The organism is Sorangium sp. So ce1036 (genome assembly GCF_051369805.1).
GTDB lineage: Bacteria > Myxococcota_A > Polyangia > Polyangiales > Polyangiaceae > Sorangium > Sorangium cellulosum_F.
In genome coordinates this window covers 4,164,600-4,178,911 of sequence record NZ_JBBMOX010000001.1, presented here as the reverse complement: position 1 = coordinate 4,178,911, position 14,312 = coordinate 4,164,600, and the positions used below count along the sequence as shown (strand labels likewise).

At 69.9% G+C, this 14,312-nt stretch carries 10 protein-coding genes; 2 read left to right on the top strand and 8 right to left on the bottom strand.

Annotated elements, in window-relative coordinates; translation table 11 throughout:
• Nucleotides 1–57 precede the first annotated feature (57 nt).
• Complete coding sequence (gene glgB, locus WMF31_RS15885) at nucleotides 58–2,307, bottom strand: 1,4-alpha-glucan branching protein GlgB (protein WP_436602753.1); 2,250 nt, start codon at nucleotides 2,305–2,307, stop codon at nucleotides 58–60.
• A 342-nt stretch (nucleotides 2,308–2,649) separates the two neighbouring features.
• Between glgB and WMF31_RS15880 the strand changes: the two genes are divergently transcribed.
• Nucleotides 2,650–4,233 (top strand): aldehyde dehydrogenase family protein, encoded by a 1,584-nt coding sequence (locus tag WMF31_RS15880; protein WP_436602752.1) that lies wholly within the window; start codon nucleotides 2,650–2,652, stop codon nucleotides 4,231–4,233.
• Between the two features lie 92 nt (nucleotides 4,234–4,325).
• Here the strand turns inward: WMF31_RS15880 and WMF31_RS15875 are convergent, their stop codons facing one another.
• The 7 genes from WMF31_RS15875 to WMF31_RS15845 all read right to left on the bottom strand — a co-directional run bounded on the left by WMF31_RS15875 (nucleotide 4,326) and on the right by WMF31_RS15845 (nucleotide 11,990).
• Nucleotides 4,326–4,967: a PIG-L deacetylase family protein gene (locus WMF31_RS15875; RefSeq protein ID WP_436602751.1), complete on the bottom strand. Its 642-nt coding sequence runs from the start codon at nucleotides 4,965–4,967 to the stop codon at nucleotides 4,326–4,328.
• Entirely contained in the window at nucleotides 4,964–5,620 is a 657-nt protein-coding gene (locus WMF31_RS15870; RefSeq protein WP_436602750.1) for a class I SAM-dependent methyltransferase, read from the bottom strand. The genes WMF31_RS15875 and WMF31_RS15870 overlap by 4 nt, the downstream gene beginning before the upstream one ends.
• A 4-nt stretch (nucleotides 5,621–5,624) precedes the next feature.
• Entirely contained in the window at nucleotides 5,625–6,413 is a 789-nt protein-coding gene (locus WMF31_RS15865) for a WbqC family protein (protein WP_129349071.1), read from the bottom strand.
• A 245-nt stretch (nucleotides 6,414–6,658) separates the two neighbouring features.
• Complete coding sequence (locus WMF31_RS15860) at nucleotides 6,659–7,783, bottom strand: hypothetical protein (protein WP_436602749.1); 1,125 nt, start codon at nucleotides 7,781–7,783, stop codon at nucleotides 6,659–6,661.
• A gap of 742 nt (nucleotides 7,784–8,525) precedes the next feature.
• A complete protein-coding gene (locus WMF31_RS15855) occupies nucleotides 8,526–9,302 on the bottom strand; it encodes a hypothetical protein (RefSeq protein WP_436602748.1) in 777 nt (258 codons plus the stop codon).
• 92 nt (nucleotides 9,303–9,394) lie between these two features.
• Nucleotides 9,395–10,549, bottom strand: a complete 1,155-nt coding sequence (locus WMF31_RS15850; protein ID WP_436602747.1) for a hypothetical protein — start codon at nucleotides 10,547–10,549, stop codon at nucleotides 9,395–9,397.
• Between the two features lie 178 nt (nucleotides 10,550–10,727).
• Complete coding sequence (locus WMF31_RS15845; RefSeq protein ID WP_436602746.1) at nucleotides 10,728–11,990, bottom strand: glycosyltransferase family 2 protein; 1,263 nt, start codon at nucleotides 11,988–11,990, stop codon at nucleotides 10,728–10,730.
• Nucleotides 11,991–12,878: 888 nt separating this feature from the next.
• Between WMF31_RS15845 and WMF31_RS15840 the strand changes: the two genes are divergently transcribed.
• Nucleotides 12,879–14,264, top strand: coding sequence for a polysaccharide deacetylase family protein (locus WMF31_RS15840; RefSeq protein WP_436602745.1), 1,386 nt, complete (start codon nucleotides 12,879–12,881; stop codon nucleotides 14,262–14,264).
• Nucleotides 14,265–14,312 lie beyond the last annotated feature (48 nt).

The window sequence follows — 14,312 nt, the reverse complement described above, 5'->3', positions numbered from 1 at the left end:
CGGGAGCGCGGCGCGCCGCGAGCCGGCCGCGGCTGGCTCACGGCGATGGCGGAGGCCTCACGGCTCGCCGGCGCGCTCCGGGACGAGCCACAGCACCGCGAGCGGCGGGAGCGTCAGCGAGATGGACTGCGGGAACCCGTGACACGGCACGTCCTCGACCTCGACCCGGCCGAGGTTGCCCACGCCGCTGCCGCCGTACTCGGTCGCGTCCGTGTTGAGCGCCTCCACGTAGGCGCCGCGGCGCGGGATGCCGATCCGGTAGGCGTGGCGCGGCACCGGCGTGAAGTTGCCGACGAAGACCACGTGCTCGCCCGTGGGCGCCATCGGGTCTCCCGCGCCCTCCCCGTACCGGGCGAACGAGATGACGCTCTGCATGTTGTCGGTGCAATCGATCCACCGGAAGCCGTGGTGCTCGTCGTCGAGCTCGTGCAGCGCCCGGTGCTTCCTGTAGAGGGCGTTGATGTCCGTGATGAGCCGCTTGAGCCCGGCGTGGGCCGGGACCGAGAGCAGGCCCCAGTCGAGCTCCGTCTTCTCGCTCCACTCGCTGAACTGGCCGATCTCGCCGCCCATGAACAGGAGCTTCTTGCCCGGGTGCGCCCACATGTAGCCGTAGAGCGCGCGCAGGTTCGCGAGCATCTGCCAGTGGTCGCCGGGCATCTTCGAGAGCAGCGAGCGCTTGAGGTGCACGACCTCGTCGTGGCTCAGCGGCAGGAGGAACTTCTCGGAGAAGGCGTAGAGCAGACCGAACGTCAGCTGGTGATGGTGGAACGCGCGGTGGATCGGCTCGTGCTTGAAGTAGTCGAGCGTGTCGTGCATCCACCCCATGTTCCACTTGAAGTCGAAGCCGAGCCCGCCGACGTACGTCGCGTGGGTCACCGACGGCCAGGCGGTGGACTCCTCGGCGCACAGGATCGCGCCCGGGCAGCGCTCGTGCACCCGGTCCGACAGCTCGCGGATGAACTCGATGGCCTCGATGTTCTCGCGGCCGCCATACCGGTTCGGCACCCAGTCGTGCGGGCCCTGCGCGGCGTAATCGAGGTACAGCATCGAGGCGACCGCGTCGACCCGCAGGCCGTCGATGTGAAACTCGTCGAGCCAGTACAGGGCGTTGGCGATGAGGAAGTTCCGGACCTCGTGCCGGCCGTAGTTGAAGATGTAGGTGTTCCACTCCCGGTGCTCGCCGAGCCGCGGATCGAGGTGCTCGTAGAGCGCCGTGCCGTCGAACCGGCCGAGCGCCCAGGCGTCCTTCGGGAAATGCGCCGGGGTCCAGTCGAGGATCACGCCGATCCCCTTCTGGTGGAAGCGGTCGACGAGGTAGCGGAAGTCGTCGGGGTCGCCGTAGCGGCTGGTCGGCGCGAAGTAGCCGGACACCTGGTAGCCCCACGAGCCGTCGAACGGGTGCTCCATCACCGGCATGAGCTCCACGTGCGTGAAGCCGAGCTCGGCCACGTAGTCGACGAGGTGGTCGGCGAGCTCGCGGTACGTCATCCACCGCATGCCGTGCTCGTACGGGGGGCCCTCGCCCGGCACGCGGCGCCAGGAGCCGGCGTGGACCTCGTAGATCGCGAGCGGCTTCTTGCGGGACTCCTCCTCGCCGCGCGCCTTCATCCACGCGGCGTCCTGGAAGGTGTACCGGCTCGTGTAGACGCGGGAGGCGGTGGCCGGCCGGAGCTCCATCGACTGGGCGAGCGGATCGGTCTTCACCGCGATGTGCCCCTCCGCGGTCTTGATCTCGTACTTGTAGAGCGCGCCGTCGCCGAGGCCGGGGACGAAGATCTCCCAGAAGCCGCCGCCCATCCTGCGCATCGCGTGGCGGCGGCCGTCCCACTGGTTGAAGTCGCCGACCACGCTCACGCGCCGGGCGTTCGGGGCCCACACCGCGAACGACGTCCCGGCGACGCCGTCGAGCTCGCGCGCGTGCGCGCCGAGGACGCGGTAGAGCTCCCAGTGCCGGCCCTCCGCGGCGAGGTGGAGATCGACGTCCCCGAGCGTGGGCCGGGCGGCGTACGGGTCCTGCTCCAGCGCGACGCTCCCGTCCGCGAAGCGCACCTCGAGCCGGTAGCGGAAGCGGTCGTCCTTCGGGTAGGTGACGCCCGGGAAGCGCGCCTCGAAGAGGCCCGCCTCGTGCACTCGCCTGAGCGGCAGCTTCGGCAGCGACGGATCGCCCGGCAGCACCGTGATCGCCTCGGCGTCCGGGCGGAAGACCCGGACCCAGAGATCGCCTTCCTCCTCGTGCGGGCCGAGCACCTGGTGGGGATCCGGATGCTCGACGGCTGCGATGAGATCGACTTCGCGTTGTTCCAGCATGTCAGGGTCACGCCTATACTGGCTCCCGTCGCCGACGTCATGCCGAGAGTCCGCCCGAGACGCCGGCCAGGCGCTTCCTGACATCGCGCCGAGGTTGCGCGGGCGCACCCGGGTTGCGCCCGCGCCCGCGCCCCGACCCCTGGCGCTGCCGCGGTGTGCTCACCATTTGTCCGCAACGCAACAGCGGGCCCCCGGGGCCGGTTCCCGCGCGCATTCGCCGGGAAACGCGGCAAATGCTCATTTGCTGTAGCTTCGCCGGAGGGCTACGGTCCCCCGTGTCGAGCGGCGGACCGCGGAGGCCATCCGGCCCGACGGCGGGCTCGGCAAGCGGAGGGATCGAACATGGGTCAGGTGGTGAGCGAGCGCTCGGTGGGGAGCAACGGCGGCAGCGGTCCTGGCATGAACGGGCACGGGGACGCGACGATCCGCAGCTACGCGCCGGCGACCGGGGAGCTCCTCGGGGAGGTCCCGAACACGAGCGCCGACGAGGTGCGGGCGGCGGTCGCCCGGGCGCGGCGCGCGCAGGAGGCGTGGGGCGCGCTGCCCGTCGAGGAGCGCTGCCAGCGCGTGCTCCGCTTCCGCGACGCCATCGTCGACCGGTCGGACGAAATCGTCGACCTGCTGTCCCGCGAGTGCGGCAAGCCGCGCCACGAGGCGCTGCTGCACGAGGTCCTGGTCGCGGCGGACATGGCGACCTACTTCGCGAGCACCGCCCCGAGGGCGCTCGAGCCGCGCGAGATCAAGCTCCACCTCTTCAAGCACCGGCGCAGCTTCGTCCACTACGTCCCGCGCGGCGTGGTCGGCGTGATCTCGCCGTGGAACTTCCCGTTCCAGCTCGCGCTGCGCGACGTGCTCGCGGCGGTGGTCGCCGGCAACGCCGCCGTGCTCAAGCCGAGCGAGGTGACGCCGCTCATCGCCCTGAAGCAGAAGGAGATCTGGGACGGCGCGGGCATGCCGGAGGACCTGTTCCAGGTCGTGACCGGCCTGGGGCCGACGGGCGCGGCGCTCATCGACAGCGGCATCCAGCTGCTCGTGTTCACGGGCAGCGTCAGCACGGGCAGGCGGGTCGCCGCGGCGTGCGGCGAGCGGCTCATCCCGTGCGTGATGGAGCTCGGCGGCAAGGCCCCGCTCATCGCGTGCGCCGACGCGGACGTCGAGCGCACGGCGCAGGCGATCGTGTTCGGCGGCTTCGCGAACGCGGGGCAGGTCTGCCTCTCGGTGGAGCGGGTCTACGCGCATCGCGAGATCCACGACCGTCTGCTCGAGCGCACGGTCGAGATCACGAAGGGACTGCACGTCGGCGATCCGAGCAGGGCGTTCGTCGACGTGGGGGCGGTCGTGTTCCCGCCGCAGATCGACGTGGCCGAGCGGCACATCAAGGACGCGGTCGAGAAGGGGGCGAGCGTGAAGACCGGCGGCAAGCGCGCGCCGGGGCCGGGCCAGTTCTTCGAGCCGACGATCCTGGCCGGCTGCGATCACGGGATGACCGTGATGACGGAGGAGATCTTCGGGCCGATCGTGCCGTTCATGCAGGTCGCGACCGAGGAGGAGGCGATCCGCCTGGCGAACGAGTCGCACCTCGGGCTGAACGCCTACGTGTTCTCGGAGGACACCGACCACGCGCGCCGGATCGCCGAGCGCCTGCAGGCCGGCGGCGTGCTGGTGAACGACGTGCTCATGAACGGCGCCTGCCCCGACGCGCCGTTCGGCGGCGTCAAGCAGAGCGGGTTCGGCCGGGTGATGGGCGAGGACGGGCTGCGGCAGATGTGCGACGTCAAGCACATCAACGCGGACCGCGTGAACCTGGGGGCGAGGGATCCGCTGTGGTTCCCGTACACCGAGGCGTCGTACGGCTGGTTCAAGCGGGGGCTGCGCGCGCTCTACTCGAGCGGCGGCCTGCTGCGGCGCATCGGCGAGCTGTTCTAGCGCGCCGAGCGGGCTGGGGCTCGACGAGCGCACGGGCCGGCCGGACGATCCCGCGGGCCCCGAGGGATCGTCGCCGGCCCGCGGGCGCCCGCTCAGGCGTCGCGCGCGCAGTGCACGTCGAACCCTTCGGCGTAGGCCATCCCGACCGGGAGCCCCCGCAGCCGCATGTCCTCGCAGAAGTGGTCGATACAGATACCTCGCCGGCCAAACTGGCTGTGATGCGCCGCGATCGCCGACATCTTGCGATCGACCGTGGAGGAGACGTCGATCCACACCCGAGGTTGCCAGCTACGGATCGCCGGCCGGCACGCGCTCGGCGCGTAGAAATAGAGGTCGGACCGCAGGAGCCGCATCGCGCTGAGCACGCCCCGGTGCACGAGGACGTGGTCATAGTGGGTCTCGTCGCTCGAGTGGGTGAAGAGCGCCGCCGGAGCGTGCGCGCGCATCACGGCGTCGAGGCGCCTGACGAGCTCGTGCATCCGCAGATCCTCGACGCGGATGCACCGCTCCGGCTCGAGCGCGACGAGCTTCGCGCCGAGCAACGACGCGGCGGCGGCGCTCTCCGAGAGCCGCTCGTCGAGCCTGTCCGGCACGGCGACGATCACCATGATCACGTTGGCGCCGACCTCCGAGAGCCGAGCGACCGTCCCGCCCATCCCGATCTCCACGTCGTCGGGGTGCGCGCCGACCGCGACGACCGTCTTGCCTGCGTAGCTGGAAATGAAGCTGCTCATTGCCCCCCCTGATGCTCGCTGTCGAGGTCCGTCCACCGCGGCTCGCGGTACAGAAAAAGCGTGAAGTCGTTCGGAAGATAGTCGTGGCGAAGCGTGACCGTCGGCGTCAACGTCAGCGCGCGCGCGAGCGCCTCGAGCGGCTCGACGTACAGGCGCTGCGGCGCCTTGCGCGGGGCGCGCGCGCTCAGGAAATTCACCGCCACGGCTCGCCGGCAGAGCTCGTACAAGCGCGTCAGGGTGGGAACGATCCGCCCTGCCGCGCTGGGCGTCTCCAGCCCGAAGATGCCGCTCGCGATCACGTAGTCGTAAGGCCCCGAGAGATCGACCGTCAGGATGTCGCCCGCCAGAAACCGCGCGGGCCCCGGCCCCTGGTGCCGCCGGCGAGCCTCGGCCACGAGGTGCTCGCACAGCTCGAGGCCCGTGTAGTCGGGCACGACGCCCCGCGCCCAGAGATAGCGGACGAAGTCACCGAGCCCCGCACCGGCGTCGAGCACGCGGGCCCGGTGGAGATCGCCCACGCTCCTCAGCACGTCAAAGCGGTGGAGCTGCGACTCACGGTTGTTGAAGCCGAGCCCCCGGTGCGTGTAGCCGTGCTTCGCGACCTCCGCGTGGTAAAAGGCCCGAACGCCGTCGGCGTCGGCGGTGAGCTCCACCGCCTCACTCCGCTGCGCGCACATCGGCCCTCGGCTCCTCTCTGGCATGGACGGCGCGCGTCGCCTGCGGCCGGCTCGGCGAGGGCGCGCGCTCTCCCCGCAGCACCGACGCGCTCGCGCTCCCGCAGTTGAAGAGGAGATCGACCACCGCGAGCTGAGGCAAAAACGCCTCGGGGGGCCGGAGCTGGGGATAGACGGGGTGCTCGAACGTCTGCCATGCGACCCGCAGGCCCGCCGCCTCGAACATCTCCGCGTCGATGTAGCTGCGCGATCCGCCCCCGCCGGCGAGGTACGTGTCCGCGCCGAGGATCTGGCACAGGTTCACCATCATGTCGGCGCGCGCCCCCTGGAGCCCGCAGAGCGACGTGCTGTACACGATCGGCGTGCTGATCTCGAGCTGGTCGAGGAAGTAGCGGAGGAGGACATCGTTCAGCTCGACGAGCCGATGCCAGGGGCGCGTCAGCACGTCGGCCAAGAACGGCCGATACTGCCCGTAGTACGGCGCCCTGGAGTAGGCGTGATCGAGGGTCCGCACCATCCGCTCGCCCCAGGTGATGCTCCCGTCGGGCGCGTTCTCGATCTCCTTGTCGCAGATGAGCTCCGCGCGCGAGCGCTGGCGCACGGGGACGCTCAGCCAGGCGGCGCCGGCGCGGGTCTTGATCCTGTTGCGGTTCTGATAATTCTGCCGCTCGAACTGCACGTGATCGAGCACCACGAACACGTCCGAACGACGGATCTTGTCCAGATACCCCAACCAGGGCAGAAAATGCGATTGGTGTGCACTGATGATCATGTTCCCCCCCTCGGCCAAAGAGCGCGCACGGCAGGCGCCGCTCGGCGCCCTCGAGAGCGCGATCGCGACGACCGCTCCAAACAAGGTATCTTCAAGCCCAGCTACCGATCACCGCCGACCCGCGAGAAGCCGCGACCGCGCGGGCAGGCAGAAGACAAGAGCGCCGCGACCGCGCTCGCGCCCCGCCTCCCTGTGTCGCCGCTGAGCGTCGCGACGCCTCGATCTCGACGCCCCGCTACGACCTATCAGCCTTCGCCCAGCAGGCGCGCGAGCTCCTCCACGTGGACGCGGAGGTACTCGATCTCGGCCTTGACGTGGACGAGCTCGAACCAGGTGTTCTGCGCATAGATCTTCGCCCTCCGGTCGGTCAAAGGCTCCACGGAGCGCAGCCTCGCCTCGAGCTCCGCGAGCAGCGCGCGCGTCCGCTCCAGCCGGCGCTGCTCGGCCCGGTGGGCGGCGGTGAGCTCCAGGATGACCTGCTCGACGCGGTCCCTCGTGCCCCCCACCTCGGAGGCCGTGAGGCGCCTCCGCCCCGCCGCCGCGCGCTCGTCGTGGCCGCGCTGGAACATCATGCCGAGGTTCACCGACGCGCGCAGCGCGCCGAAGACCGGGATATCCTGCCGCGCGCCGAAGACGTGCAGGTATCCCCCCTGCACGCTGACATCCCAGGCGTAGGAGCGCCGGAGCGCGGCGTTGTACCGCTCCACCAGCGCGTCCGCCGCGTCGTGCTCGCGCTTGAGCTCCGCCACCGTCGCGGTCGGCGGCGCGCCGCGGCCGCGCGCCATCTGCAGATCCCGCGCTGTCTGGTCCACCTCGGCCAGCAGGTCGTGCACCCGGAGGGTCAAGCCGTCGAGCTCGTCGACGGTGGCCAGGGACTGCTCGAGCGCCGCCTTCGTAGAGCTCAGGATCTCCTGCGCGCGCGGCGTCGCGGCCGTGAGGACGGCGAGCTTCGCCGAGAGCGCGCCGCTCGTGAGCACGTCCTGGAAGGCCGCGATGTAGGCGTTCAGCTGGCTCAGGGCGCGGTGGCGCACGCACTCGGCCCTCGCGCGGTCCCGGAGCAGCCCCGCGCGGTAGAGCCCCGCCGCGCTGTAGCTCGCGCCGACGGAGAGCCGGGGCTGCGCGTGCAGGCTGCCGGCGTCGCCCGGGGCGTCGAGGCCGCTCGACACGTCGAGCTGGCCGAACAGGGTGGGTGACATGAGCAGCGCGCTCTCGGACCCGGCTGTCCCGGTCACGAGCTGACAGTACGCCTCGGCGTCCTCTTGCCAAGCCGTCCTGTCGCGCGCGGCGCCCGCTCGATCGGCGCTCGGCTCCGCGGCCGCGGTGGATGAAAGGACGAGCCCCGCAAAGACCAGAGTCGCTCGCGACAACATGTCACCTCCCTACGAACAGCCCGTCGACCCCCGACGCGATCGCTGACCGCAGCGCCCCTCAGCACCTCTCGGACCAACGCGCAGAGCCAAGTCATCGAGACGATAAGACCTCTTCACGAATCCGACCGAGAGGGGCTCCTTCTCTTTCGCCGCTACCCGTTCATCCATTCTTTCCGACCAGTTGTAACGGCATGACTTTCTGAAACGCTCCCCACCTCTGTGTAAATGGTCGTCATTAAACGACCTGAGCAGCGATGTCCCGGGCGACACGACGCCACCGCGGGTGCCAGCCGACATCCAACAGCGCAGATCTGCCGTGCAGCATTTGCACGCGCGACGAGAAATTACGACACACAGGGGAATGCTTGTTGGCGCTGAACACACCGCGGCCCGTTCGCGGACCTCTGCCGCGCGGGGCGAGCGCGCCCTGAGGCGCGCGCCTCGCTCGGAGATGGGGCCGTGCGCGCCAGCCGGAGCTCGGATGTGAGGTGATTGAATCGGATCCCGTGGGCGACGCCCGGCGCCCGGATCGCTGGTTCGCGGGTCGGAGGCCCGTCAGAGATCGCTGACGCGCGGCGCTGGTGCCGCGTCGCCCGAGCTCGTCCCTGGTTCGTCGCGGGAGGGCCGGGGCGCAGGCGGGTCACGTCAGGGGCCCGCCGGAGCGCAGGCCCCGTGAGCGACGAGCCAGAGACGAGCTCGGGGCACGACGTACCAGGCGCTCAGGGCACGACGTACCAGTCGCTCAGTCCCCCTCTGCGCTCGCGCACCTCGCGGGGAGCGACCCCGGGCTCGGCGGCGGCGCCGCGCCCGGCGTGGCGCTGGCGTAGAACTCGACCGTGAAGCGGCCGTTGTCCGTGCGCAGCCCTACCGGGCCGTCGAACGAGAGGACGCTCTGATCCAGGGAGCCTTCCCAGGCGAGGATCCCATCCGCGACGACCTCGAGCGCGGTCCCGCGCAGATCGGCGCGCAGGACGTGCCAGCCGCCGTCGGTGAGCGCCGGCACCGGCGCCGATCGGTGCGGCTTGATGTTCCTGTAGCCGTTCGCGCCGCACTCCGCGTAGGCCTGTTTTCCCGGGTTCTGCTTCACCGTCACCCAGAGGCGCGGCGACGGCTCGATCGTCCACATGACGTAAACGACGTTGCAGCCGTCCTGAGAGCGCAGCTTCAAGCCGATCTGCCGCCGCAGCTCTCCCGAGTCGAGCGGCGCCGAGTCCGCGGTCGGCCCATCGTAGCGGAAGCGCAGGGCCGCGGCGGGGGGCGTCATCGCCGTGAGCACGGCGCGCGTCATGGGGTGATCCACCGCGAACCCCCACCAATCGACCGGCCTGATGGCGCCGCTCGTGACGCAGAGCTCCGCCGGGCGCGCGGCGCGGAGCGCTGGCCAGCCGGTCCGGGCGACGGACGCCTGCCGATCCGCGGCGTCCGGGTCATGGCGGGCCGTCGTGTCGCTGGACCGAGCGCGGTGACGCCCCCCGTCACAGTCCAAGAGCGCCCCGCCCGCGACAACCGCAAAGACCACAACGGCTCGGCACCACATGGGGACTGACTCCTTGGTACAGCGGCGCGCCCCGTCGCACGGGGGACGGGGGCACCGCGCATCATGACCCGGAATCATAGCAAGAGCGGCACGGAGCCGACCAGGAGGACCTTCGCCTGCGCTGCCTGTTCGTCGTCGATCTGCAGCTGCACCATCTGCCCGCGGCTGACCCAGTTCCCCTTCATCGGATGGCTTGCGTGGACCTCTCCCTCGATCAGCTCGACCACCTTCCCCGCCCGCCTGCACCAGACGAAGAGCAGCTCGCAGTGGTAGACCGGGCTATCGTTCGAGATGTTCTCGATGTTCTCGTACGGCACGAAGGCGACCGTCAGGTCCCTGTCCACGGCCTTCAAGTACGGCGACCCCTGCATCGCTCGAATGGTCCGCTCGTGGCTCGCGATCATCCCGTCTATCACGGCGAGGTTCGCCTCGATGGCCTTCTGGCTCTCTTGCGCCCTCGCGACCTCGACGACCGAGTGCTCCAGCTCGCGCGTGAGCGAGAGGACATCGTAGGTGAGCGGGCGCGCGGGGGCCGCGCCGATCCCGGGCGCGCTCACCGCCACGTCGAGCGCGCCGACGCGGCGCGAGAGCGCCTCGATCTGGCTGTTCAGCGCCACCGCCTTCTCGTCGAGCGATAGCGTCGAGTGCGCGATCTGGGCGAGCTGGTAGCTGCCGCTCACGAGATCGTCCTGGTTGATGAGGTGGGCGTCGTAGAGGCCCTCCATGCGCTCCCGGGAGAGGCCGGCGTACGCCTCGCTCGATCGCTGGATCTCCGCCCTCGCGGACGCGTGCGCCGCGACGAGGCGCGAGAGCCGCTGGAGCTCGGCCTTCCGGTCGCCGAGCTCCTGCCGCATGGCCGCGGCGAAGCTCTCTTGAAACGCGCTCTCCATCGCGACGATCCGCTTCTCGTGGTCCAAGCGGCCCTGCGCGTCGCGCCGCTCGGCGATGAGCTTCTCCTTGAACGCCGTCTCCTGCGCGACGCGCGACTGGAGCGAGATGACCTTCTCGTCCGCCGGGGACAGGATGGTCGGCATCACCCACCTGCCGTTCACGGTGAAGAAGACATACGAGGCGATATAAGACACGATCCCGAGCAGGATCGCCGTCAAGATCGCGAAACCACACAGCTTGTATGCGGACACGATGAGCTGGTTGAGCCAGGCAACGCTCATCCGGCGCTTCACGGCGGCCGTGAGCTTGTCCGCGGCCCGCACGATCATCACGTTCATAACTACCCCCCCGGGATCTCAGGCCTCGCCGCGCCGCGCCATCCCCTCCGGCGGCGCGAAAGGCCTTTTGTTTGACGTTATCGAGCGACCCAGGCGCTAAGGAGGCCGCAGGGTCGAAGAGCCTCGCTCTCCGGGCCCGGCGTCCTCGGCGTCTCGACCGCGCACGAGCGCGTGCCGCTCAGGCGGCCGTCTTCTCGACGAGCGCCGGCTTCGGCGGCTCCGCTCCCTTCGCCGGCTCCGCCTCTTCAAGGGGCACGTCGGGCGCAGGCGCGTGCCCGCGCGTCTCCCAGCTGCTGGAGTCCAGCGTGAACAGGGCGAGCGGCGTGAAGAGCAGGTAGGTCACCGGCATGACGAAGGACATCGACAGGAACCAGCCCGGGTGCACCCGCATCGACTCAGGCAGCTCCCTCGTCCCCTGCCAGTAGATGGCCCCGAACACGGCGAGGACCGCGACGTGGAAGGCGGCGAGCTCCCAGAAACGCCACGCCGTGACCATCTCGACGATCGCCACCGGATACAGCACGAGCATCGCGAACTGCGACAGGTAGTGCAGCCCGATCACGGGGTGCAGCCTCCACGCGTGGCTCAGCCCGCAGCAGAAGTCGATGAGGTTCGAGCGCCGCCACCTCAGCTGCTGCGAGAAGTACTTGGTCAGGGTCGTCGGGACGACCGTCCAGCACACGGCGTCCAGCGTCAGCACCGTCTGGTACCCCGCCTTGACGATCTGACGCGTGAGGAAGCGATCCTCGCCGTATTTGATCGCTATGCCGAGGACGTTCCGCCGCTCGAGGATGGGCTCCAGCTCGAGGAGGACATGGCGGCGATACGCCGTCAGGCAGCCGGAGAGGCACATGACCGACGCGAACGCGCGCTCGAGGTTCTTCAGGTACTCGTACCCGAAGAAATACTTGATTGCCTGCATCCGGGTCAGCCAGTTGTCGTTCGCGTTCGACGCGATGACGCGGCCGCCGACGGCGGCGATCTCGTCCCTGACGAACCGGGCGACCAGCCTCCGCACCGCCTGGCTGTCCACGATGACATCCGAGTCGACCGAGACGATGATCTCCGAGCTCGCCTTCCGAACCGCGCGATTGATCCCCTTCCGTTTCCCCATGTTATGAGGGTTCCTGATCACGGCCACCCTGCTCGGACAGGTCGCCGCCGCCTTGCAGGCCCACTCGTAGCTCCCATCCTTCGAGCAGTCGTCGACGACCGTGACGTTCAGCTTCTCCGGAGGGTAGTCCTGCGCGAGCACGCTCAAGACCGTGTGGTAGACGCCCTCCCCCTCGTTGAACAGCGGGATCACGACCGTGACGGTCGGCTCGTAATCAGACCTCGTCGCGTCGAACTCGCTCCCCCTGATCCGCTTCCAGAACACGCCGCCGACGTACCGGTTCATGAACACTATTAATAATATCACGGCAAATGGGAAGAGAGTCATAACAGCCCACCCCAGTGGATTAGTTGGAATATCAATGCCACCGCATCGACGAAAAATCAATTCTGTCGATTGAAATATCCCCCGTCTGATTGAGCGCGCGTTGTTGACGGAACCAGCGAGGTCGAGAGCGAGGGCGAGTGTCTCAGGCGGCCGTCCGCGCGCCGTGGCGCCGCGCCGGCCGCCTCAGCCGAGCGTCGGTGAGGGGCGCGCACCGGCTCGCGCTGCTCCACCGGGGGCAGGTGCGCTTCCAGGGTGATGCGGGCGCCGGGCGGCGGATCGCTCGAGACGCCGGAGGACGCGCCCATCGCGCTCCCCGAGGGCGTCGCTCGGCTCGTCGTGCAGGCCCGCGCGCTGCGCGCCACGGCGGTCACGCCGACGAGGTCACCGTCGACCTCTGCGCGCCGGCGAGAACGCCCGCGCACGTCGCGGCGTGGATGGCCCACGAGCGCCATCACCCCCTCGGCCGGCGCCCGAGCCGCCATGGGCTCCAGCGGCTCGCGGAGCTCGCCGATGAGATAGAGCGGATCTGGAGCCGAGCCGGGACGCCGGAGGTGGCGACCGATCCCATGAGGCCCGAGCGCGCGGGCGCCTTCATCACGCGGACGCCCCGCGAGCGCAACCGTCGAATCCTGGTTGCCCTCATGGGAGACGCATGGCCGCCGCGCGCCGAGGCTGACTGGAATAGAACTGCCGCAGAAGCCGCAACGGACATGATGCCGCGTCATCCATGGAAGCCGCGTTGTTCGAGGGAGGCCTGGAAAGAGCATACGGGAGGCCTTCCGGGGCAGACGGCGATGGATCTGTCGAGGTCGACGGCACCTGCGCGCCGCGGAGGCGGGGGCGTGTCGAGCGTCGAGGGGCTCTGCGGACGGGAGCGGAGGAGGGCATATGGAGTGGAGCGTTCATGGATGGGTACGGTACGGGTGCGCGCTCGTGGGGCTCGCGGCCGTTCCCGGGTGCGCGGACGCGGAGGCGCCGGGCATACAGGAGACGCGCGGCGAGCTGACGGAGGCGCCGCTCACCGTCAGCCTCACGTTCGATGACACGCTCGCGAACCAGTTTCCGGCCGCGGCGATGCTCGAGGCGCACGAGATGCGCGGCACCTTCTTCGTCAACTCGCCGCGGCTCGGCGGGGCGGGATCGATGTCGCTGGCGCAGGTCAAGGAGATGCAGGACGGCGGCGCGACGTTGAACGGAGGACATGAGATCGGCGGCCACTCGCTTGGACATCAGCATCTCCCCGAGTTGAGCTACGACGGCAAGCGGATGGAGGTGTGCAACGATCGGGCGGACCTGCTGGCGAACGGCTTCGCCGCCCAGACCTTCGGCTATCCGTTCGGCGACGACGGCGGGACCGGCTCGGATGCCCGGACGGCGATCGACGACTGCAACTACAACCTGGCGCGGGACATCGGCGGGTTGAACAACGCCGCCGGGTACTGCGGGAGACCACCGAGCAACACGAGCGGCAGCCACGCCGAGTCCATCCCACCCCGGGACAGGCACGTCGTCCGCACCCCTGCCTCGATCGGCCCCGGGTGCGCGCTCGACGATCTCATGGCCTACGTCGACAACGCGCGGCTCAACACGAGCGGCCCCGGCTGGATCGTCTTCCCGTTCCACAACGTCTGCGACGGCTGCAGCAGCAACGCGATATCGCCCGCGCTGCTCGCGCAGTTCCTCGGCTGGCTGCGGGGTGAGGTCGAGTCGGGTCGGGTCGTGGTCAAGCCGATGCGCGACGTGATCCCCGGGCTCGTCGAGCCCGCCGTGATCTGGAACGGCGAGGGCGGGTTGCTCAAGAACGCGGCGCTCGAGCGCTCCGGGAGCGTCGATCCGAGCCTGGCCCACTGCTGGCAGCGGACAGGCGACGGCCTGAACAGGTATCGATGGGAGCGCATCACGGGTCGCCGGGGTTTCGGGCTGCGGCTGACGATCAGCGCCTATGAGACCGGCGGCCGCCACCTCACCTCGACGCAGGACAGCGGCGCGTGCGCCCCGGTGAACGCCGTCGAGGGCCAGCGGTTCACCGCGTCGGCGTACTACCGGTCGAACGCCTCACCGGTGCTCGCGGTCCACTACAAAGACGCGTCTGGCTGGCATGTCCTGGAGGAGTCCGCAGCAGGCCGGCTGCCGCCCTCGCCGGAGTCGTGGGCGAGCGCGAGGCTCACCACGAGCGCGCCTGTCCCCGAGGGGGCAACGCACGTCTCGGTCTCGCTCGGTCTCCGCGCGGCCGGCTGGGTCGAGATGGACGACTTCCGCTTGACGCCCCGCTGAGCACCGCATGTCCCGCCGGCGCGGCGCCCCCTCCCCTCCACGCGCCTG

Bases quoted from the DNA above. Each gene is read 5' to 3' on its own strand.
- glgB (WP_436602753.1), bottom strand. From the start codon at position 2,307: ATGCTGGAACAACGCGAAGTCGATCTCATCGCAGCCGTCGAGCATCCG.
- WMF31_RS15880 (WP_436602752.1), top strand. From the start codon at position 2,650: ATGGGTCAGGTGGTGAGCGAGCGCTCGGTGGGGAGCAACGGCGGCAGC.
- WMF31_RS15875 (WP_436602751.1), bottom strand. From the start codon at position 4,967: ATGAGCAGCTTCATTTCCAGCTACGCAGGCAAGACGGTCGTCGCGGTC.
- WMF31_RS15865 (WP_129349071.1), bottom strand. From the start codon at position 6,413: ATGATCATCAGTGCACACCAATCGCATTTTCTGCCCTGGTTGGGGTAT.
- WMF31_RS15860 (WP_436602749.1), bottom strand. From the start codon at position 7,783: ATGTTGTCGCGAGCGACTCTGGTCTTTGCGGGGCTCGTCCTTTCATCC.
- WMF31_RS15850 (WP_436602747.1), bottom strand. From the start codon at position 10,549: ATGAACGTGATGATCGTGCGGGCCGCGGACAAGCTCACGGCCGCCGTG.
- WMF31_RS15845 (WP_436602746.1), bottom strand. From the start codon at position 11,990: ATGACTCTCTTCCCATTTGCCGTGATATTATTAATAGTGTTCATGAAC.
- WMF31_RS15840 (WP_436602745.1), top strand. From the start codon at position 12,879: ATGGAGTGGAGCGTTCATGGATGGGTACGGTACGGGTGCGCGCTCGTG.